Genomic DNA, 21,022 nt, shown 5'->3' with positions numbered 1-21,022 from the left:
CGCGTACGGCTGGACGTTTTGATCTCCCTGCTCTGAATGTATACTCTTTTGAGGGCGGCCAGGGCCGTCTCATTCAAGTTTTCAACCACACACTGGACCTTTGCCTTGTCATCCACACTTGTCGTTATTTTCAGCGCCAGCTTGCTACTCCTGTCCTGTGGGCAGAAAGGTCCGCTGGAACTTCCGCCGCGTGACTCCGCGTTGGCATCGGGGACCGTGTCGTCTTCCTCTCCAGTTCAAATCCTGCATGTGAGCAGCTGACTATGGATCATTTTGAATACCGCACCGATGCCGATGGCCGGCGCACGCTGTTTGCCGAAGACTGCAATGTGGCTGAGCTGGCGAAGGCCCATGGCACGCCCTGTTACATCTACTCAGCGGCTACCCTGACCCGCCACGTCAAAGCCTATCTGGCGGCGCTCGGTGATTATCCCGGTATGATCTGCTACGCCGTAAAGGCGAATTCAAACCTGGCCGTACTGAACGTGATGGCGCGCCTTGGAATTGGATTCGATATCGTCTCCATCGGTGAGCTCGAGCGCGTGCTGGCCGCCGGTGGTCAGGCCGACAGAATGGTGTTTTCAGGCGTTGGCAAGCAGCCTCACGAGATGCGCAGGGCACTTGAGATAGGCGTCTACTGTTTCAATGTGGAATCCTTTGCCGAGCTTCGCGCTCTGGCCGATGTGGCTAGCAGCATGAACAAGACTGCACGCGTGTCCGTGCGGGTGAATCCGGACGTGGATGCCGGCACTCACCCCTATATCTCGACGGGTCTGAAGGAAAACAAGTTCGGCGTCAGTTTTGATGATGCGCGGGCCATGTATCGTTTCGCGGCCGATCATTCTGCGCTGGAGGTCACGGGTATCGACTGCCATATCGGTTCGCAGATCACCCAGACGGCGCCCTTCCTGGATGCCCTGGAAAAAGTGTTGGCCATGATCGATGAACTGGCCGCTCAGGGCATTTCGCTGACCCATATCGATCTTGGCGGCGGCCTGGGTGTGCAGTACACCACGGAAACGCCACCACATCCGCGAGACTATGCAGCGGCCATCGTGAAGCGGCTTCAGGGTACTGGTCTGAAGCTGCTGCTGGAGCCGGGTCGGTCGATTGCAGCGAATGCCGGCATTCTCGTCACGCGGGTCGAGTACCTCAAGGAGAATCAGGGACGCCATTTCGCTTTGGTCGATGCCGCCATGAATGATCTGATTCGGCCGAGCCTGTACAACGCGCATCAGCAGATCATTCCGGTCACTGAGCCCATAGTCGATGCTGCCGAAGCAGGCCGTCGAGAAGCCGAGTTCGACATTGTTGGACCAGTTTGTGAATCAGGCGACTTTCTTGGCAAGCAACGCCGGCTCAGTCTGGCTCATGGCGACCTTCTCGCGGTGCGCTCAGCCGGGGCCTATGGTTTCGTGATGTCGTCCAATTACAACACACGTGCGCGGGCGCCCGAGATCATGGTCTCTGGCAGTCAGCATTTCGTGGTGCGACAGCGTGAGAAGATTGCAGATCTTTTCGCTGGCGAGCAGGTGCTGCCAGAGCAGGTCACCCTGGGATGAAACTGCCATTCAGCAAAATGCACGGTCTCGGCAATGACTTTATGGTGCTCGATGGCATCAGTCAGGCCATTGAGCTGACGCCGGCGATCATCAGACGCTTTGCAAGCCGGCAGTTCGGCATAGGCTTCAACCAGCTCTTGTTGGTCGAGCCGCCTCAGCAACCCGATATCGACTTCAAGTACCGAATCTTCAACGCCGACGGCTCCGAAGTCGAACAGTGCGGTAACGGTGCACGCTGCTTTGCCAAGTTCGTCAGGGACAAGGGACTCACGATCAAGAGCCGTATCGCTGTCGAAACCCGGAACGGCATCATTCATCTCCATGTAGAGCCCTCGGGCATGGTCCGGGTGGATATGGGTGTGCCCATACTCGAGCCTGTAAAAATCCCGTTCAAGGCTGAAAAACAGGCTGTGGATTATATTATCAGAGACGGTGAAGACAGCTTTGAAATAGGCGCCGTATCCATGGGAAATCCTCATGCAATCATGCTTGTAGACGATATCAACCTGTTTCCGGTGAGGCAGGTCGGGCGTCGGATTGAAGCCCATCAGGACTTTCCACAGCGGGTAAATGCAGGCTTTTTGCAGGTGGTTCACGCAAAGTTCGCTAAACTCAGGGTGTATGAACGCGGGGTCGGAGAAACGCTCGCCTGTGGAACCGGTGCCTGCGCCGCCCATGTATATGGTCGGCTGAAAGGTTTGCTGGGTCCTGAAGCTGAAATCAAGCTACCGGGCGGCAGCCTTCATCTGAGTTGGGCGGGTGAGGGCGCCAATGTCTATATGACTGGTCCGGCCACCCACGTGTTCGAAGGCGTTATCGATCTGTAGACGCCAATCCGGCAGGGCCGGCAACTCAAAACAATTATGGTAAAGCTATGACTGAATCGTCCGCCAGGCTGAGTAGCTCTGGCAAGTCTGCCAAGAACGCTGGTGAGTCAGGTACTGCCGCCGAAGGCAGCCTGCATGCATCCGGCGCCGTCAAGCGCGGCAGCGAAACAAAGCCCCGAGCACCATCGGCCATCGAAGTGGCAGCCTATCTGCGGGCCAACCCAGACTTCTTTCTCGAGCATGAAGCACTGTTGACCGAGCTGAGGCTCCCGCATGAGTCAGGTGCCGCGATTTCACTCATCGAAAAGCAGGTCGCTGTTTTCCGTGCTCAGCGGGACAGCTATGAGCAACAGCTCAACAGTCTTATCGAGACGGCCAGGGAAAATGACCAGCTTTTCAACAAGTCCAAGCGTCTGCTGACCAGCCTGCTCGAAGCCAGGACACTCGATGAGATTCTGGTCGTGCTTCAGGACGGTTTCCTGCGCGACTTCCGTGTCGACTTCTGTTCCCTCATCGTGTTCGACGACGCCATTCAGGGCGCTTCAGCGCGTTCCGGTGCACGCGCCAGCAATGTACAACGCTCGACGGCCAATGCCGCCGGCGAAGCCCTTGAAGACATGTTGTCAGTCGGGCGGGTCAGTTTTGGACGTCTCACGGCAAAGCAGCGCGAATACCTCTTCCCGGTATCCTCTGAAGCCGTCGGGTCCTGCGCCGTCATCCCGCTGCAATACGAGTCGCCACTGGGTGTGCTCAGTATTGGTAGCCGCAAGGAAGATTACTTCGACAGCTCCATGGGGTCGATGTTCCTCACCTATATAGCCGATACGCTATCCAGACTGTTGCCACCCTTACTCTACAAGGAATCGATGGCGCTCCGCAGCTCCTGAGGCTGCGGTCCTCCTTTTCTGCCAGCTCCCATTTGCACAATTAGCCGACTCGCATGCGCTCTGCCTATTGCTATACTCAAGGCAATCTGCTGGTTTTCTGGCAGAAATAACAATCATAAAACGGAAGAGTATGCCCGTGAGCAGTGACCAGAACCAATGGAAGAACAAGTACAACGAACTTCTTGCGCAGTGGGATGAAAAAGAAGGCAAGGCTTCGGAGATGATCAGCATCATGCAGCGGCTGGTGACACGCGTAAGCCTTGCTGCAGAGGGCCAGAACCGCTCCCTCGATTCCGATCTCAAGGAGCTTCGCAGCCTCCTCCGCGCCACTGGAACCTCGCCAAGACAACTGACCCAGCAGCTTGAACGCATAGAAAAGCGTGTGCTGGAGCTGGATGAAGCCCGCAACGCCAGCATAGAAGTGTTGGGCGAAATGGCTCAACTGGTCGAGCGCCGGGCCGGAGGTGACGCTGCCCCAGTGGCCGATGGCGCGCCGGTGGAAGAGCGCCGAAGCCGAAAACCAAGCCTGTTTGGCCGCCTCCTGGCCGGCCTGTCCTCCGATACAAAACAGGCAGCACCGGTCTCAGCCAAACCAGCCAGTATCACTCGCAAGAGCAGTGCAAGCGGCAGCAGTTTCGATAGTCTCCCGCCTGGCATGCTGTCTACCGACCTTGATGCCACGCCCTCCACCCCGGGTCTATCGGCCTTTGGCGAGCACGTTCAGAAAACCCTGCTTCACCTGTTGTCTTCAATGACCCTGCCTGACAGTGCAGTGCGCGATCTGGAAAAAGCGCGCGAGAAGATTCTTGCGGGCGCGAGCGATAGTGAGCTCATGCTATTGCTCGACGAAGTTGCTGCGCTGGTCATCGCCGCGCTCGGCAAGGGTCAACGCGATTTCGAAACTTTCCTGCGATCGCTGGACGATCGGCTCTCGGGTATTCACGCGTTCATCACCGAGGCACACAAGCATCAGGAAGAAGCCCTTGGTAGCAAGCAGAGTTTCCGCAAGGCGATCAAGGATCAGGTCTCCACAATTCAGAGTGACGTGGCCGAGGCTGACAGTCTCAGCCACCTTCAGGCTTCTGTCAGAACCCACCTCGACTCACTGATTACATCACTCGATGCCTTCGTCGAGCATGAGGATCAGCGCGAACAGACTCTGCTGAGCAGTCTGGCCTCGCTCAAGGTCAAGACCGCAGAGCTCGAGTCCCAGACGGCTGAGCTCAAGATCCGTTTGAAGGAAGAGCGCAACCGCGCGCTCACCGATGGCCTCACAGGGGTGCCGAATCGCGAAGCTTTTGAGACACGCATTCTGGAAGAATTCGAGCGCTGGTCGCGCTATCGTAATCCGCTCACGGTGGCCGTCTGCGATATCGATCTCTTCAAGCGTATCAATGACAGCTACGGCCATCTGGCGGGAGATCGTGTCATTCAGATCGTCGCCAAGGAGCTGGCCAAACGGCTTCGACGGACCGACTTCTTCGCGCGATATGGTGGGGAGGAATTCGTGATCATCTTCCCTGAAACCAAGCTGGAAGCTGCCGAAGTCGCCCTGGAGAAGATGCGAAAGGTGGTCAGCGAATTACCCTTCCATTTTCGCGGCGAACAGGTGCAGGTGACTGTGTCTTTCGGTGTGACCGAGTTCACTGAGGGTGATACCCGCCAGAGCGCATTCGACCGGGCCGACGGCGCCATGTATAGCGCGAAGGACAACGGCCGGAATGCGGTAGTAGCAGCGAGCTAAGCGCAGTTCACTGCGGATGGGGGGCGCTAGAGCAGGTGCAGTTCTCGTGCCCGGCGCACGGCCTGGGTCCGATTCACACTTTCAAGTTCCCGAAAGATGGCAGCGATATGCGCCTTGATCGTACCCGGGGCGATGTGCAGCTGATTACCGATCTGCTTGTTCGACATGCCTTCAGCCAGGAGACCCAGGACCTCCAGCTGACGCGGTGTGAGGTTGATGTTCAGAGTCTGGTCACCACGCTTGACCGACTTGAGCTGCGGTGGAATATAAACATCGCCACTCATGACTTTCTTGATGGCTTCGGCAATTTCGCTGTTGCTGGAAGACTTGGGTATGTAGCCGATCGCGCCATTCTGTAGCGCGGACTGCATGACGGTGAGTTCTTCGCTGGCCGAGACCACCATGCAGGGCACTTCCGGAAACTGTTCCCGGCATTGTTGCAGCAACGACACGCCACTGCTTTCAGGCATGCGCAGATCGAGCAGCAGAAGCTCGATGTCATTGTGGTTTTTCAGAATCTCAAGAACTTCGTCGCCCTGAGCAGCTTCCTGGATTTCACAGTCAGGATACAAATCATGAAGAATGAGCTTGAGGCCGCTTCGGAAGATACCGTGGTCATCGGCGATTGCGAAATTCATGGATTACCCTTTTCAAAAAATAATCTTTGTCAGATCACGACGTCTGTAATCCGGTCTCAGGCGCCACCGCTTGCAGCAACTGCTTCGTTCGTCTGGCTGCTGACAACGGTCGAAACGGCTGCTCGCTTCGACAGCGCAGTCTGGCAGAGCGCTCTCAGCCGGGCTGGTTTCACCGGCTTGAACATGACCTGATAGCCCGAATTCGTGGCCGTTCTGATTCGCTCTGGCGCTGTTTCGCCGGTAATGATCAGAGCCGGTCTCGGTGAGCCGAGCATTTCATTGAGCTGCTGCACGGCTTCGATACCCGACGCCCCATTTTGCAGCCGATAATCACTGATGATCAAGTCTGGCTTGTCGCTTCTACCAGAACAGAAGTCCTTCGCCTCGGCAATCGTTTGAGCCAGCAAGGGCTGAAGATTCCAGCTTTCGAGCAATGAGCTCATGGCTAACAGGACCGTGTTGTCATCATCGAGCACCAGCACTTTCTGGCCGTCAAACCGGCTGAGCGCGGACGCAGTAGACTGTGTCAGTTGCGTCTGATGCAGGCTATAGGTGCGCGGTAGGATAATGTCAAAGCGTGTCCATTCGCTATAGACCGAATGGAGGCGTATATCATGATCGAGCACTTCACAGGCGCGCTTGACGATGGCAAGCCCGAGACCGATGCCCTTGCTGCGATCGCGCTCTTCATTATCGAGCTGAACGAATTCCGAAAAGATCTGTGCCTGTTTGCTCTTGCGGATACCGATGCCCTGGTCCATCACGAAGAATCTGACCTTGGCACCGTCACGTCGGCAGCCTACAAGAACGGCACCCTTCTCGGTGTATTTGATCGCATTCGACAACAGGTTGCGCGCTATCTGCTCGAGCAACTGCGGGTCACTGCAGACCAGCAGCTTCGAAGGCAGGATTCTGAGGTCCAGCGATTTGTCCTCTGCAGACTGTCTGAAGAGGAGTTCCAGTTTGTCGAAAATATCCTGCATGGCGACGGGTTGCATGTTGGCTTCGGTCACGCCGGCCTCGAGACGAGAGATGTCGAGCAGAGAGTTGAACATGGTCTGCATCGACTCGAGGGATTTCTGCAGGTCTTCGTAAATACCACGACCACGTTCACTGCGCACTTCCCGGTCAAGTGCTTCCAGGAACAGGTTCATCGCATGGAGAGGCTGTCTCAGGTCATGGCTGGCCGCTGCGAGAAAGCGGGTCTTGTCCCGATTGGCCTTGTCGGCTTCCCAGCGCGCCTGCCTCGCCTTCAGCGCAAAATTGCGTGCATCGAACTTCTGCTCGAGATAGCGCTCATTGAGCTTTCTGATTTCAGCAGTCCGATGCTGGACCTGCTGCTCCACCTCCGTCTCGTTGCGCCTGATCTGTTCCTGCAGCGATTTGACCTTGCGTTGGAGGCTGTCGACGCCGAGGAGCAACTGATTGTAGTGGGCTGCAATCATGTCGAACTCATCGCGCACCTGGGTGCTGCCGCTGAGAGGCAGCAGGTGCCTTGCCGGTGCATGGGTATCGAGGTTGGCCAGACGTCGCAACAGACCCTGCAGGCGGCCTTCGATTCGGAAGCGTAGCGATTGATAGTAGAAAAAAGCGAGCCCGAGGAAGAGCAGTAACAGCGACCCGATGAGGAGCCGCGCAGACTGGAACACCCCGCGAAAGGTGTTCGCAGGATTCAGGTACAGCTTGAGGTAGCCGCTTCGATCTGCAGAGCTGAGCGTGCGGCCTGTCTCGCCGGCCTCCGAGGGGACGTTCTTGAAGTCGAAGATCTGCGTATCGAAGGCCAGGTCCGGATCGGCACCACCAATCCGCGTGAGGTCCTTGCTGGCTATGTTGGCGAGGTCCAGCGAGTCGGCGCCGACTTCCAGGTTGTCGCTGTCCAGGCCGGATATCTGATGTGGCTCCGCGCGATATTCCAGCCAGGGTGTTTCGCGTTCCCGGTAAATCTGTGCCACTTTAATGGGCAATACATCGTTGAGTGCGCGTAGACCAATAAAGGCCGCATTCTCGTCGCCATTTTTCACGGCCGCAGATATCTGAGGCAGCACAAAGTGCACGGCCGTGGCGACTTCCTGTTTCTGACGGTCTGCCAGTACCTGACTGAACGCGAACCAGACCGCCGACAGCGATGCGATGGTCATGACCACGAGCAGGATCAGGAACCTGTTCAGCAGGCTCGGCACCAGGATCGACGGAATGCGAGCCTTATTATTGAGCATTGACTACAGACGTTAGTGACATATTTTCGTTATCATCCGGAGCACTGGTATTACCGTTCGGATGTCGACCGGCGGAACCGTCCCGACCCCACTTGGATCAGAATGCCTAAAACTTTCAGACTATATCATTTTGCCCGCTGACAATGTTACGAATATCCAATAACAGAGGCTGTGTCACAGCGCACGATGCATTAAGTCTGCGCGTCGTCAAATGCGTGCTGGTAGTGCTGTTATTGATGCTCGCCATTCCCTTGTCTCAAGTGACTGCAGCGCCCAGTGAAGGTCAGCAGATTTCGGAATCCCAAGGGCAGAGCGGCGGCACTGCGGACTTGCTGACGCCCTTCGAGCGTTCCTGGTTGAATGCGCAGCCTCAGCTCGTCATCGGCAATGACCCCAACTGGCCTCCCTTCGAAATGCGTAACGATCGGGGCGACGTCGTAGGCATCGTCGCCGACTACGTCGCGCTGCTCGAAAGTCGACTGAATTACACATTTGGCAGAGTGGCGGCCAATGATTTCGCCTCGACCATACAGGGGCTGGAAGATGGCAGCATCGACATGGTTTCGGCAGTTGGTGTGACACCGCGCCGTCGCGGCAAGATGAGCTTCTCGAATACCCTGTTGAGCTACCCCATCGTCATGGCGGTGAGAGACTCGCAAAACTTCGTCGGCTCGCTGGATGATCTTGGCAACGAACGGGTGGCGGTGGTGAAGAACTATGCCAGTCAGGATTTCCTGCTGACCAACCACCCACAGCTCAACATGTTCTTCGTCGACACGCTTCAGGAGGGCTTGCTGTCCCTGTCCAATGGTGAGATCGATGTGCTCGTCAGCAACATTCCCAGCATCACCTATCTCGTCAACAGACTGGGCATCAGTAATATCAAGCTGACCGGTATCACGCCCTATACCTACGAAGTGGCCATCGGCATGAGCCGGGACTCTCCGATGCTCAAACGCATTCTCGACAAGGCGCTGTTGACCGTGACCCCGGACGAGCAACAGGCCATCTATCGCAACTGGCTCAGCTTCAGCTATGAGGAAGCAGTCGACTACGGCCTCGTCTGGCGGGTAGTCGGCATTGCCGCGCTGGTCGTCGCCATCTTTCTGTACTGGAACCGCAAGCTTTCGCGTGAAATCGACGAGCGCATGCGCTCCGAAGTTCGTCTGCGCAAGAGTGAGGAGCGGCTGCGCTCAGCCATCAAGCGTGCGGAAGTACTCGCGAAGGAGGCTGAAGCGGCGAACAAGGCCAAGAGTGAATTCCTCGCGAATATGTCTCACGAGATCCGCACCCCGATGAATGCGGTGATCGGCTATACGGAGCTGCTCGAAGGGCTGATTCAGGATGCCAAGCAACAGTCTTATATCGACGCGGTCAAGAAGGGCGCCAGGGCGCTGCTATCGGTCATCAACGATATTCTCGATCTCTCGAAAATCGAGTCGGGGAAGATCAGTATCGAGTTGGGACGGGTCGATGTCCGCCGGCTCATCAACGATGTCGCTACGCTGTTTTCAGCGCGCTGTGCGCAGAAGCAGCTCGACTTCCGGGTGACTGTCGACCCTGAGGTGCCGAACGCCTTGAGTCTTGACGAGGTGCGGATTCGTCAGGTTCTGCTCAATCTCGTCGGGAATGCCATCAAGTTTACTCACAAGGGTCATATCGCCCTGTCGGTGGCCGCTGTACCTGGCGCGGCGAAAAGTAATACGGTGGAGCTCGTCATCGGGGTGGAAGACTCTGGAATAGGCATCGCTCCCGATCAGCACGCCCGGATATTCAACGCCTTCGAGCAGCATGAGGGGCAGAGCAATCGACAGTATGGCGGTACGGGGCTGGGGCTGGCCATCACCAAGAAGCTGGTCGAGATGATGAATGGCGAAATTGGACTCGTCAGTGAGCAGGGTAGCGGCGCACGTTTTGAAATCCGGCTGCATCATGTTCAGGTGGTCGAGGAGCAGGACGACGAGCCGCTGCAATTGACCACACGATATGAATCTGCCGGGACAGCAGAGTCGAAGAGCCTTGGGACCACGGCACCGAAGCCACGGCTGCCAGCCACCGTCGATCAGGTCAATGGTGGGTCATCTGATCGCGGCACGCGTAAACCCGCATTGGCGGCGAGTGGCAGCCGCAAACAGGGGGACCGACTGGAGCGACTGCTGTCAGGCGAGTTCAGAGAGCTGCATGACTATCTGCTGGACAGCGGTGACCTCCAGGAAGCCGCCAGTTTTGGTGAGCGGCTCACTGCATTGGGCATACAGTTCGACAAGCAGACGGTCATCGATTATGCCCAGTCGCTTCTGCATGCGGTCAATCAATTCGATCTGGACGCCATGAACGCCATCCTGCTGGCCTATGACACCCTCCTGGAGACGCTCGCTACTGACTCGCTCGCTGATAGCGATGACGCTGTATCGCCCACTGACGGTGGCCGCTAATAGATATCGTCCTCACTGCTGACCTCCACGCGTAGCAGATGCCCCATTTCGTCGCAGACTGCCATCATGCGTATCGGACGGCAGCAGACCTGGCAGTCTTCCACATAATCCTGCCCTGAATCGGTGGTGTCGACCAGTACCGAAATCATTTCGCCGCAGTTGGGGCAGCTAATCAGTGCACTTTCCACACTAGGCATGGCTGTTTCCTCCACTGACTAAATTTTTGGGCATCGACCGTCTACTGTCTATACTGATGTAATAGTTTATCCGTTCAATCATTGTATCAAATGTCGCGATAGAGGTTCGAATGCCGGAGTCCTCAAGATTTGACCTCGTCTTTTCCGGACGAATCCTGCCGCAGTTCGATCTCGGGCAGGTAAAAGCGAACCTGCAACGGCTGTTCAATGCGAATGATGCTCAACTTGCCAGGATGTTCTCTGGCGAACCCGTAGTGCTCAAGAGCAGGTTGACGGAAGAAGACGCGGAAAAATATCTGCTGGCGCTCAAGCGGCAGGGGGCGGAGTGCGATTTGCGAGCCAGGACGGTGACTGAATCAGGCGAGCTGCCTGGTCAAACATCATCTCCTGACAACGACACACCGGCAGCAGCGGGCGAGCCCTCGGCCACTCGGGCTGAAGAAGTACCCAGCACGATCGAGCCTGCCGCTGAGCGTAGCGTTATCGATGATATTCTGGCGGGCATCAACTGGGATCTGGCGCCTGTAGGCAGTCGCATGGGCCCCAGCAGCGAGAGTGCGCCTGCAGCAATTCTGCAGACAGTCAGTTTTGACCTGGCGCCTACGGGCAGCACGATTGGGGAAAAAAAGGTTGAGAGCGCACCGGTGCTACCAGATATCTCTCATCTCAGCGTGAGCAAATAAGTCGGCCGTCACTACGGCCTTTTTGGCTTGATACAGGCCAGCACCTGCTCGCACTGCTTGGTACCGTAAGCTTCCAGTAGATCGATCAGCCCGGCTTCGTCATGAGTGCGTATCAAATCAAGTGACCGGCGCATGTAATCAAGATTGTCATAAATGATCTGCGGACCCTGCTGCAGGGCGAGGAAACTGCAGCGTTTGGCCGATGGCCACAGGTTGTTGATCATCTCGACGATGAAGTGGTTACGGGCATACACGAGGGAGGCCTGGGTGTATTCGATTCCCAGCTCGTGGAAACGTTGCAGCTTGCCCGCTTCGAAGGAGGCTTTCATCTCCAGATAAAGCGTTTCCATGTGCTGCATGTCCTCATCACGCCATTCGCGCACAAGTTTACGTCCGGTGTTGCCGAGAATGAGGAGCAGGGTTTCGTAAAGTGCTTTCACGAAGTCTTCATCGAGCGTAGTGACAAAGGTGCCTTTACGCGGAATGATCTTGACGAGATAGCGTTTTTCGATCAGCAGCAGTGCCTCGCGTACGCAGCCATGGCTGACGTCGAGCTTCTTGGCCATGCTGCTTTCGATGATCCGCTCGCCGGAATGCATCTGCCCGTGAACGATCTGGTCTTCGAGATATTGGGCTACTTGCTCTGTGAGCGTTTCCCTCGCTGAAAACTGCATTGATATGGATGTCCCGTCTGTGCCTCAGGATGAGGGTTCGCGCCGGCCAGTATTACACCATAAAAACGGTGGACGACAATAATTCTGGCATAAAAAAGCGGAGCCGAAGGGCTCCGCAAGCGCAGCAGAAAAGGATATGTACAAATGACATAACCTGAACCAAGCTTAGCGGCTCGCAGGGCTTTTTCCAGCGGAAAGCTGTATGGAACCACAATGTTTTGTAACCAGACTTAAAACCAGTTTTAAATTTCATTGAGCAAATTACTGTAATTTCAGAATTTCGGAGTCCTTACTTGGCACGCACATTATCTCGATCCCGTTGTCTCCTTGTGGCCCTTTTGGTTGGTCTTTCCTCAGTTTCGGCAGCGCCTGTGTATTCGGCGCCCTCAGCGCTCGATAGTTTCAAGGGTACGCCGGCCCTTTACCGGTGGAATGGCAAGAGCCCTATCATCGGTGCCGACCACACCATCAAGATCAGCTCGGAGGATACCTTCGTCGATCTGGCTGAGTTGATGGGTTTTGGTTACAACGAGCTCATAGCCGCAAATCCGTCCGTTGATCCCTGGGTGCCGGAAGATGGCAGCCTGCTGGACCTGCCTGGCAGTTTCATTCTCCCGCCTGGCGCTCGAGAAGGCATCGTGATCAATATCCCGGAATATCGGCTGTACTATTATCGGCCTCAGAATAAGGCTGTGTTGAGCTTTCCAATCGGGGTTGGCACAGCTGATTTTCCTACGCCCGTCATAGACTCAACCGTTATCGCCAAACTTGAGAATCCCGCCTGGTATCCGCCGAAATCTATTCGTGATGAACATCTCCGGGAAAATGGTGAAGTGCTGCCAATGGTTGTACCGCCGGGTCCTGAGAATCCCCTGGGCCCATTCGCCATGAAACTCAAATCAGATGGCTATCTCATTCATGGATCGAACAAGAGAATCGGGATTGGAATGCAAGTGAGTCACGGCTGCATCCGGCTCTATAACCCTGATATCGAGCGGCTGATTCGAATGGTGCCAGTAGGCGCGCCAGTGCGAATCATCAATCAGCCGGTCAAGGCGGCGGTAGACGGTGGCCGAGTCTGGGTCGAGATTCACCCCGGTGCCGACAATGAGCTGGCAGAAATAGGGAAAGCGCTGTCTATGGAAATGGCACGGCTGGAGGCTAGCCTGGATGCCAACTCGGCCCTTTCCGTGGACGCATCGAAAGTGAGGGCGGAGATGCTCAGCCCTTCCGGAAAAGTTGTGCAGGTCGGGGTGGTGGTGAGAAGAAGCCGCTAAAACTCAGGCAAAAAAAAGCGGCTGTCGATCAAGACAGCCGCTTCGTAGACATTCAGCCCTACTTACGGCTGGATCTTTCCATCATGCGGTTGGCACGCTGGTCGGCCTGTTCTGCCGCGCGCTGGGCAGCCACTGCTGCGGCCATGGCTTCTTCAGCTTTCTTGTAAGCTTCATCGGCACGCTTCTGCGCCTTGTCAGCTTTGCTGGATGCAGTATCAGCAGTGGACTGCGCGCTCTCGGCAGTTTGCATGGCTGAACCGCCTGCTGTTTCTTCGTCAGGTGTGCTGGCACAACCAACCAGTGCCAGTGAGCCGATCATCAGACTGGAAGCTAGAAATCTATTCATGAAGTATCCCCGTTATTTAGATTTTGAATTGGTGCTATTGAACTGTTCGAGAATGATACGTCGCTAACCCAGCAATGTATTATCGATCGATCCAGTTCAAGTTTAGACTGTTTTAACAGGATTTAAAGATAGTGAACAGGCGTTTTTATTGCGTAGGTATAAAGACTTAGGTAAAGCGGGTGAGCAGGATAGTGGGCGGGGGTAAGCGATTCAGGGACAGGATCGAGGATGATCCTGTCCGCTGTGGTCTTATGTCAGGCAACACCCTGATTCAGGGCTTTTCTGGGGGCCACTGCCTTTGGCAGCACTGGCCGGTCGCTATGGAAGGCTTCGTTATTCAGAGACCAGTGAAAGGTCGTCTGCAGGATACGAGCTTCCGAACTGGCACGCTGGCGGGTGAAGCCAAGCATTTGTCGAACCCGACGGGCAGTGGCAGGCCAGATATCTTTCTGACGAGTGGTGAGCATTGAGGCGAGGTCTACCACGTCAAACTCACGACGGATATCAGCTGCATCGAAGATCATGTCCAGCCAGGCCTTGTGTTGTGCCAGCTGCTCGCTATACAGGGTAAGACCGGAAAATCGGCGATTGAGGCCCTCGGCCACCGCTTCGACATTGACGCCGTGACGATCGATCAGTCCGGGTGAAATATAATGGACGTTGGATGCAGACTCAGGCAGCTGCTTCCAGCCTTTGCAAGGCTGGATAAGTGCACAGAAGGCATCGCCGTCAGAGCGCATGACTCCGATTTCCACCGGGTAACTGTCGTCAATATTCTCGCCAGGCAGAGCGCATAGGTCAGCGTCCTTCCGATCCTGTAAACAGCCATACATGACCAGAATCGAGGGTAAGTCACTCGCCATTTCATCGCCAAACAACGTCGTGTTCATTATAAACCTCAGCTGTACATGATGTGTCCGACATTTGCCGTGTGCCGTCAGGACGCGCTACAACTATAGAGAATGCCATCCGGATGGGATACGTAAATGTACTCTAAGGCCAGCATCTCTGAATTAAGACCACTTGGCAAGTTAAACCGGCATGATCTGTTCACCACATAAATCGGTGTCCAGAGAGTCCGCGGGATACAGCATCGGCAACCGGGCGAACAGGTGTAATTTCACGAAGGCGGACTCCGGCGTCATCAGGCCTGCAGACACTATCCCAAGCTCTCTCAGGGCGTGGCCCGTCTCATAATTCCCGCCAACGCCGCCGGCCAGGCACTGGGTGGTGTTGAGCATGAGCAGACCGCGTTGTCGTAGCCGGCTGAGGTGGCTAAGGAAAGCTGTATCAGTCGATGGAATGTTACCGCTGCCATAGCTCAGCAGCAGGAGTGCCCGGCAATCCGGCCAGAGTGCAGCGTCCAACTGCAGGGCGGCGGCGCCAGGCAGCAGGAAGCAGCTTGCGACGGCTGGCTGGTTCCAGGTGGCAGCGCTGTCGAGTGCTGCCATACGAGACTCGAGCGAGGCGCTGGGGAGGCTGCGGACAAACTCTGGATTGTCGCGATACAGCAAGGTCTGCTCAAGCTTCACCTGGCCATCGATAAGCTGTCCCACAGGCGGAAGGTTTGGGCTCTGAAAGGCTCGAAGGCGCGCTGAGTCGACCTTGCGTGCACAATTTCCGCGCAGCAGTAGACTGTCAAAGGCCAGAAACACACAGCTGAGAAAGATGTTTGGACGATTCAGGTCGCCGAGCGCGAAGCAGTACTGCAGCGCTGAGCTGACATTGCTCACGGCATCGGTGGGCTCGATCGGTTTTTTGGGTCTTGCCGGGCCAAGGGGGCGCTGGGCTCCGGTCAGCACAACTGGCAGCTCAAGGCCTGCTAACAGAAAGCTGAGCGCAGAGGCGGTATGAGCCATGGTATCCGTCCCGGTCAGCACCACAAAGCCCGCGAAATGCTGCCGATTCTGGTAGATGAGCTGAGCGAGGAGGCGCCAGTCGTCTGGCTGTGCATTACTGCTGTCCATCAAGGGAATGCTGGCATCAAGACGCTCGAATGCGGGGCAGTCCGACGGCAGACGCGCCCGCAGTCGTGCTTCGAAGTCGGCTGCATCAGCAGTGATGGCGAGCCCGCGCTCGCCAGGCTCCATGCCGATTGTGCCGCCGGTGTACAGTAGGCCGAGTGGCAGACGTTCAGAGTTCATCGAGAAAGCGCTTCACAATGCCGCTGAACAGATCGGGCTTTTCAGCATGTAGCCAGTGGCTGGCGCCGGGCATGATGCGGACCTGGGCGGCCGGAAACATTGTGTTGATCGTCGCCTGATGCTTTTTTTGAATATAGGCGGACTCTCCACCCTTGATGAACAGGGTTGGTCCGGTATACGGCGCTGCATAGACTGGCGCTTCCGCGAGCCGATCATAGCCGGCAATGATGGCGTCGAGATTGAGCCGCCATTCATAGCGAGGGGGTTGTCCGTCGGCGTCTTCGCTCAGCCTGAGATTCTTGAGCAGGAACTGACGTACGGCCAGGTTGGGCTCAAAAGCGCTCAGTGCCGCATCTGCGTCGCGTCGGCTACTGATATCGCTGAGTCTGATAGCCTTGAGCCCATCAAGAATCGCATTATGATGAGGCGGATAGGTCACGGGTGAGATATCGGCGACAATCAGGGCTTTTACCCGCTCTGGATGATCCAGAGCCAGCTGCATCATGACCTTTCCGCCCATTGAATGACCCAACACGAAAACGCGGTCCAGAGCCTGCTCATCCAGATACTGGAGTACATCATCAGCCATGGCCGGATAGCCCATGTCGTTGCAATGCGGCGACTGGCCATGGTTGCGGAGGTCGAGCAGGTGGATGTGAAAGTCTTCGCTCAGCTTGCGAGCGGGGGCGAGCAGATTTTCCAGTGAGCCAAAGAGACCATGGGCCATGAGCAGATCAGGCGCTGCCGCACTGCCCATTCTACGTGCATTCAGGGGGATCGACATGAACCAGTGGTGTCCTGTGCTGTTCGATTCGAAGGCACCTTATGGAAGGTGCGCTACTTCACATTCTGCATGAGATCGTCTTACGCCAATTAGACGGCTATCGGTACACAGACTATAACATTGAGTGCAGTCTGCCTATTGAATCGCTGACAGGTCGGATGATCGATAAGGGCAGTCCACCGAGTGGTTCAAGCGGTCTCTGAACCCCAACCCGCCGCCTGGCGTAGAACAGAACATTGACGAAGGAGATCGATTTGACTCAGGTAACGCCATCAGAGGGGAAAGAACGTCGCCGAACCTATCGCTATCCCTCTGCCGAGCTCCGAACGAAACTCCGGACCAAGCGCGGGCTCTTTGGTGAGTCCTGGGATGAGGTCTCCAGCAAGGACTTCAACCATCAGGGTATCTCGATCATTTCTCCAGATGTTCTGAAGGAAGGCGCTTCGATATTGCTCAGTATCGAGCTCGTCATGGAAATGGGTTCAGTCACTATCCCGAAGCTCAGCGGTATAGTTCGGCACGTGAAAACCGTGGGTCGGCAATATCGCTACGGCATCGAATTTGACAGTTCACAGAAAGGTCAGGGCAGCGAATCACTGCAGGCCCAGTTGCTGCGAATCGAGGAGCTTGTCGACCGCGCACAAAGCGTGGCGAAACGCATTCAGCAGAGAAACAGTTCAGACAGCTGATTCGGCCAGTTGATACAGTCAGGATAGTACATTGCCGCGAAGGCGCGTTGCGGGATAACCTGTGGGCAAACGAACAACAAGTTAGCCCAGGATACAGCTTATGCCCGCAACACATTTCAGAACCTGTACGCTTTGTGAAGCCATGTGCGGAATCAGGATCGAGACTGACGGTGACGCCGTCGTCAGTATCAAAGGTGACGACCAGGACAGCTTCAGCAAAGGTTTTATCTGCCCCAAAGCCATTGCACTCCAGGATTTGCAGCAGGATCCAGACCGGCTTCGTCAGCCGGTTCGCCGAACAGCCTCAGGCTGGGAGAAGATCAGCTGGGAAGCGGCCTATGATGAGGTGGCGAAGCGGCTCAATCGAATCAGCGATCAGCACGGCAGCAAGGCGCTGGGCGTCTATCTTGGAAACCCTAACGTCCATAATCATGGCAACATCCTCTTCTCGCTGCCTTTGCTGCGAGCATTGAAGACCCGCAAACGCTTCTCGGCGACTTCGCTGGATCAGCTGCCTCATATGCTGGCCAATCTCAAGATGTTCGGGCATCAGGCCATGTTTCCCGTCTCTGACATCGACAGAACCGATCTCTTCATCTGTATCGGCGGCAACCCCGCCGCGTCCAACGGCAGTCTCATGACTGCGCCGGGCATGCCGCACCGTTTGAAGGCCATCACTGCCCGCGGTGGACGGGTCGTCACCATTGATCCTCGACGCACAGAAACTTCGGCACTGGCGTCGGAGCATATCTTCATCAAGCCGGGCACCGACGTACTGTTTTTGCTGGCCATGCTCAACGTGATTTTTGAAGAAGGGCTGGACAATTCGGGGCATCTGAAAAAACATATCGAAGACCTCGATCTGGTGAAGCTGGCCTGTCACAGCTATACACCGGAAGTCGTTGAGGGGCCGACTGGCGTGCATGCCCACGACATTCGCAAACTCGCGGCAGAGTTCGCCAACACGCCTGAGGCCGTGCTCTATTCCAGAATCGGCACCAGCGTGCAGGCCTACGGGGCGCTGTGCACCTGGCTGGTGTACTGCCTCAATATAGTCACCGGTCACTTCGATCGCCGAGGTGGCATGATGTTTACCTTGCCGGCTGTGGACATGGTGGCTTTCGGCGCTATGGCTGGCCAGAGCGGGCACTTCGACAAGTACAAATCTGTGGTCAGAGCCTTACCCGAGTTCGGTGGCGAACTGCCGTCATCGACCATGGCCGAGGAAATCATGGATGCGGGAGACAAGCGTATCCGCGCCATGGTCATGATCGCGGGCAATCCGGTACTGTCGTCGCCGAACGGGCAGCAACTCGACAAGGCGCTTGCCAGTCTCGATTTCATGGTCAGCATCGATATGTATGTCACGGAAACATCGAGGCATGCGGACATCATTCTGCCGCCTACAGGGCCTCTGGAGCGCAGTCACATCGACGTCGTCTTTCCCATGGTGGCCGTGCGCAATATCGTGAAGTATGCAGGCCCCGTATTCGAGCCAGCTGAAGGCAGCCAGCATGACTGGGAAATCTTCCTCAATCTGGCGCGACGTCTTGAGTCCAGGGATGTGGCGAGCTCAGTCATGGCCAGGGCGAGATTCGAACTGATGCATCGACTGACTCCCGATGGGATGGTCGACCTGTTTCTGCAGTTAGGACCCTATGGGCGTTTGCCGCCGGGCAGCAAGCTGTGGGGCAATGCCGCCGGCAAACTTCTCGACTTGTTGGGCAAACGCACGCCCTTACGCAAGCTGCTGGAAACCGGTCCGCTGCTGCGCCGCAACAACAACGCCGAAAAGAATCTCTCGCTCAACAGGCTTCGTAATGAACCCCATGGGCTCGATCTTGGTCCACTGAAGCCGTGTCTGCCCGAGCGCCTGTATACGAAAGGCAAGAAGATCCGTCTCGCGCCACGGCTCTATTTGCAGGATCTGCCTCGCGTGGCCGATCTCCTCAAATCGTATGAGTCGCATGCGCGGGAGCCGCTGGATAATAGCTTCCTCCTGATTGGCAGGCGACACGTTCGCAGTAATAACAGCTGGATGCATAACAGCTATCGGCTGGTTAAGGGCAAGAATCGCTGCACGGCCATGATTCATCCAGAGGACGCTGAAAGGCTTGGTGTGGAAGATGGTCAGAGTGTCACAGTCACATCGGCTGTGGGACGGGTGGACATCCCTGCTGAAGTCACCGACACCATCATGCCGGGTGTGATCAGCATCCCCCATGGCTGGGGACATGCCAGGTCCGGCATCTCGCAGAAGACGGCACAGGCACACGCAGGCGTCAGTGTGAATGATCTGACCGACGAAATGCAGGTGGACCCGCTATGCGGCACAGCCGTGCTGAATGCCGTGCCGGTAACGCTAATGCCGACGGATAAGCGCCGCGTCAAGGCGGCTTGAGGCGTCATCAATAATGTCAGGAGTTCGGACATGATCAAGGTAGATGTTGTCGTTATCGGTGCAGGCACAGCGGGTCTGTCCGCTTATCGCCGTGTGGCCGCAAAGACTGACTCCGTCCGCCTGATTGAAGCCCATGCCTACGGGACCACCTGTGCCCGGGATGGGTGCATGCCCAGCAAGCTGCTGATCGCAGCGGCTGAGGCGGCGCATGCCATCGATGCGAGCCCGCTGTTCGGCATACGTGATGTGAACTATTCGGTCGATGGTCGTGCTGTCATGCAACGTGTTCGCAGCGAGCGCAATCGCTTCGTCTCTTCAGTGCTCGAGTCGATGGTGGATTTTCCGGAAGCGCATAAGCTGCTTGGCAGGGCCCGCTTTCTCGATGCCAATACCGTGGAAGTAGTGCCTGATGGTCAGCCTGCAGAGCCAGCGGTCATTCGCGCCGAACGCTTCATCATCGCGATTGGGGCGGCCCCTTATATTCCCGATATGCTCAAGCCGGCAGGTGATCGGCTGATCACTAATGAACATGTCTTCGAGCTGGAAACGCTGCCTGCCTCAGTAGCTGTTTTCGGTGCTGGCATTATTGGTCTGGAGCTGGGGCAGGCTCTACACAGGCTCGGTGTGCGCGTCAGAATATTCGGTCGTGGCGGAGGGATCGGCGGGATCGAGGATGAGCAGATCAGATGCAATGCCGCGAAGGTGTTCGCCAGCGCTGGGCTTCAGTTGCATCCGGCAGCAGAGGTCGCCGGGCTCGAGCGGGTGGATGAGGGAGTGAGTATCCGGTTCCGGGCCTTCGAGTCAGCGCCTGAACAGACCGAAACTTTCGACTATGTACTGGCGGCCACGGGTCGCCGTCCAGCCATGACGGCGTTGAACCCGGCCGCCGCCGGTATTGAACTTGATGAGCGAGGCCAGCCGGTATTCTGTCGCTACACGATGCAGACCTCGCAAGAGCATATCTTTATCGCTGGCGATGCCAGCACAGACATCCCATTGCTGCATGAGGCAGCAGACATGGGCCGAATTGCGGGTCGCAACGCCGCTGCATGGCCTTCAGTTCGGGCCGGCAAGCGCCGCACACCGCTTTCGGTGGTGTATTGCGATCCACAGATCGCCAGGGTCGGATCAGCCAAAAGCGAGTTCAGCCCTCTTGCGCCTAATGGCTATGCAGTCGGGCGGGCATCATTTGAGAATCAGGGCCGGTCCAGAGTACTTGGGCGAAATCAAGGCGAGCTCATAGTCTATGGCGCTTTCGGTTCAGGAAAATTTCTTGGCGCGGAGATTTTCGGCCCATCAGCCGAACATCTTGCGCATACCCTGGCCTGGGTACTACAGCAGGACATCACAGTCGACAATATGCTCGAATTGCCTTTCTACCATCCCACGCTCGAGGAGATTCTGCGTACAGCGCTTCGTGATCTAGACAGAGCGCTGCTCTCAGGTCCGGCTGTCGTCGTGGAGGAGAATATTGACTGCGGGCCAGGCTCATGAGTTTATTGCAACACACGGCTGACT

General features: G+C 56.4%; 19 protein-coding genes. 11 read left to right on the top strand and 8 right to left on the bottom strand.

Features of this window, described 5'->3' with window-relative positions; all coding sequences use genetic code 11:
• The first annotated feature begins 36 nt into the window (after window positions 1-36).
• From lptM to ABD735_RS09220, 5 genes are all read left to right on the top strand, one after another.
• Window positions 37-261, top strand: coding sequence for an LPS translocon maturation chaperone LptM (gene lptM, locus ABD735_RS20155; protein WP_425548597.1), 225 nt, complete (start codon window positions 37-39; stop codon window positions 259-261).
• Window positions 262-263: 2 nt separating this feature from the next.
• Window positions 264-1,562, top strand: a complete 1,299-nt coding sequence (gene lysA / locus ABD735_RS09235) for a diaminopimelate decarboxylase (RefSeq protein WP_344805608.1) — start codon at window positions 264-266, stop codon at window positions 1,560-1,562.
• Window positions 1,559-2,389 (top strand): diaminopimelate epimerase, encoded by an 831-nt coding sequence (dapF, locus tag ABD735_RS09230; protein ID WP_344805606.1) that lies wholly within the window; start codon window positions 1,559-1,561, stop codon window positions 2,387-2,389. Before lysA ends, dapF begins: the two co-directional genes overlap by 4 nt.
• 47 nt (window positions 2,390-2,436) lie before the next feature.
• On the top strand, window positions 2,437-3,276 hold the full coding sequence (locus ABD735_RS09225) for a DUF484 family protein (protein ID WP_344805604.1): 840 nt from the start codon (window positions 2,437-2,439) through the stop codon (window positions 3,274-3,276).
• 136 nt (window positions 3,277-3,412) lie between these two features.
• A complete protein-coding gene (locus ABD735_RS09220) occupies window positions 3,413-5,020 on the top strand; it encodes a GGDEF domain-containing protein (RefSeq protein ID WP_344805602.1) in 1,608 nt (535 codons plus the stop codon).
• 26 nt (window positions 5,021-5,046) lie between these two features.
• Here ABD735_RS09220 and ABD735_RS09215 read toward each other — a convergent pair whose 3' ends face one another.
• Together ABD735_RS09215 and ABD735_RS09210 are read right to left on the bottom strand one after the other, a co-directional pair.
• A complete protein-coding gene (locus tag ABD735_RS09215; RefSeq protein ID WP_344805600.1) occupies window positions 5,047-5,658 on the bottom strand; it encodes a response regulator in 612 nt (203 codons plus the stop codon).
• Window positions 5,659-5,714: 56 nt separating this feature from the next.
• Complete coding sequence (locus ABD735_RS09210) at window positions 5,715-7,874, bottom strand: ATP-binding protein (protein WP_344805598.1); 2,160 nt, start codon at window positions 7,872-7,874, stop codon at window positions 5,715-5,717.
• A gap of 143 nt (window positions 7,875-8,017) precedes the next feature.
• Here ABD735_RS09210 and ABD735_RS09205 point away from each other — a divergent pair, with 143 nt between their 5' ends.
• A complete protein-coding gene (locus ABD735_RS09205; RefSeq protein WP_344805597.1) occupies window positions 8,018-10,309 on the top strand; it encodes an ATP-binding protein in 2,292 nt (763 codons plus the stop codon).
• On the opposite strand, the gene ABD735_RS09200 is transcribed toward ABD735_RS09205, so the two are convergent.
• Window positions 10,306-10,506 carry a CPXCG motif-containing cysteine-rich protein gene (locus ABD735_RS09200; protein ID WP_344805595.1) on the bottom strand — a complete coding sequence of 67 codons (201 nt, stop codon included), beginning with the start codon at window positions 10,504-10,506 and terminating at the stop codon, window positions 10,306-10,308. The two genes, ABD735_RS09205 and ABD735_RS09200, sit on opposite strands and share 4 nt — an antisense overlap.
• A 110-nt stretch (window positions 10,507-10,616) precedes the next feature.
• On the opposite strand from ABD735_RS09200, the gene ABD735_RS09195 reads away from it, so the two are divergent.
• Window positions 10,617-11,189, top strand: a complete 573-nt coding sequence (locus ABD735_RS09195; protein ID WP_344805594.1) for a hypothetical protein — start codon at window positions 10,617-10,619, stop codon at window positions 11,187-11,189.
• 11 nt (window positions 11,190-11,200) lie between these two features.
• On the opposite strand, the gene ABD735_RS09190 is transcribed toward ABD735_RS09195, so the two are convergent.
• Complete coding sequence (locus ABD735_RS09190) at window positions 11,201-11,863, bottom strand: GntR family transcriptional regulator (protein WP_344805592.1); 663 nt, start codon at window positions 11,861-11,863, stop codon at window positions 11,201-11,203.
• A 371-nt stretch (window positions 11,864-12,234) separates the two neighbouring features.
• Here ABD735_RS09190 and ABD735_RS09185 point away from each other — a divergent pair, with 371 nt between their 5' ends.
• Window positions 12,235-13,140 (top strand): L,D-transpeptidase family protein, encoded by a 906-nt coding sequence (locus ABD735_RS09185; RefSeq protein WP_344805590.1) that lies wholly within the window; start codon window positions 12,235-12,237, stop codon window positions 13,138-13,140.
• Window positions 13,141-13,198: 58 nt separating this feature from the next.
• On the opposite strand, the gene ABD735_RS09180 is transcribed toward ABD735_RS09185, so the two are convergent.
• The 4 genes from ABD735_RS09180 to ABD735_RS09165 all read right to left on the bottom strand — a co-directional run bounded on the left by ABD735_RS09180 (window position 13,199) and on the right by ABD735_RS09165 (window position 16,414).
• The gene (locus ABD735_RS09180) at window positions 13,199-13,486 is read right to left on the bottom strand and encodes an Lpp/OprI family alanine-zipper lipoprotein (RefSeq protein ID WP_344805588.1); all 288 of its coding nucleotides are present in this window, start codon (window positions 13,484-13,486) and stop codon (window positions 13,199-13,201) included.
• A gap of 254 nt (window positions 13,487-13,740) precedes the next feature.
• Complete coding sequence (locus ABD735_RS09175; RefSeq protein WP_344805586.1) at window positions 13,741-14,376, bottom strand: hypothetical protein; 636 nt, start codon at window positions 14,374-14,376, stop codon at window positions 13,741-13,743.
• A gap of 141 nt (window positions 14,377-14,517) precedes the next feature.
• On the bottom strand, window positions 14,518-15,630 hold the full coding sequence (locus tag ABD735_RS09170; protein WP_344805584.1) for an asparaginase: 1,113 nt from the start codon (window positions 15,628-15,630) through the stop codon (window positions 14,518-14,520).
• On the bottom strand, window positions 15,620-16,414 hold the full coding sequence (locus ABD735_RS09165) for an alpha/beta fold hydrolase (protein WP_344805583.1): 795 nt from the start codon (window positions 16,412-16,414) through the stop codon (window positions 15,620-15,622). The genes ABD735_RS09170 and ABD735_RS09165 overlap by 11 nt, the downstream gene beginning before the upstream one ends.
• A gap of 254 nt (window positions 16,415-16,668) precedes the next feature.
• Here ABD735_RS09165 and ABD735_RS09160 point away from each other — a divergent pair, with 254 nt between their 5' ends.
• The 3 genes from ABD735_RS09160 (at window position 16,669) to ABD735_RS09150 (ending at window position 20,998) form a co-directional block, all read left to right on the top strand.
• The gene (locus ABD735_RS09160) at window positions 16,669-17,103 is read left to right on the top strand and encodes a PilZ domain-containing protein (RefSeq protein ID WP_344805581.1); all 435 of its coding nucleotides are present in this window, start codon (window positions 16,669-16,671) and stop codon (window positions 17,101-17,103) included.
• 100 nt (window positions 17,104-17,203) lie between these two features.
• Complete coding sequence (locus ABD735_RS09155; protein ID WP_344805579.1) at window positions 17,204-19,504, top strand: molybdopterin oxidoreductase family protein; 2,301 nt, start codon at window positions 17,204-17,206, stop codon at window positions 19,502-19,504.
• A 30-nt stretch (window positions 19,505-19,534) separates the two neighbouring features.
• Window positions 19,535-20,998, top strand: coding sequence for a dihydrolipoyl dehydrogenase (locus tag ABD735_RS09150; protein WP_344805578.1), 1,464 nt, complete (start codon window positions 19,535-19,537; stop codon window positions 20,996-20,998).
• Window positions 20,999-21,022 lie beyond the last annotated feature (24 nt).

Origin of the sequence: Allohahella marinimesophila, from assembly GCF_039538005.1 — a bacterium.
Taxonomy (GTDB): Bacteria; Pseudomonadota; Gammaproteobacteria; order Pseudomonadales; family Oleiphilaceae; genus Allohahella; species Allohahella marinimesophila.
The sequence above is the reverse complement of the archived record's forward strand: the minus strand, read 5'-3'. Positions and strand labels throughout refer to the sequence as shown.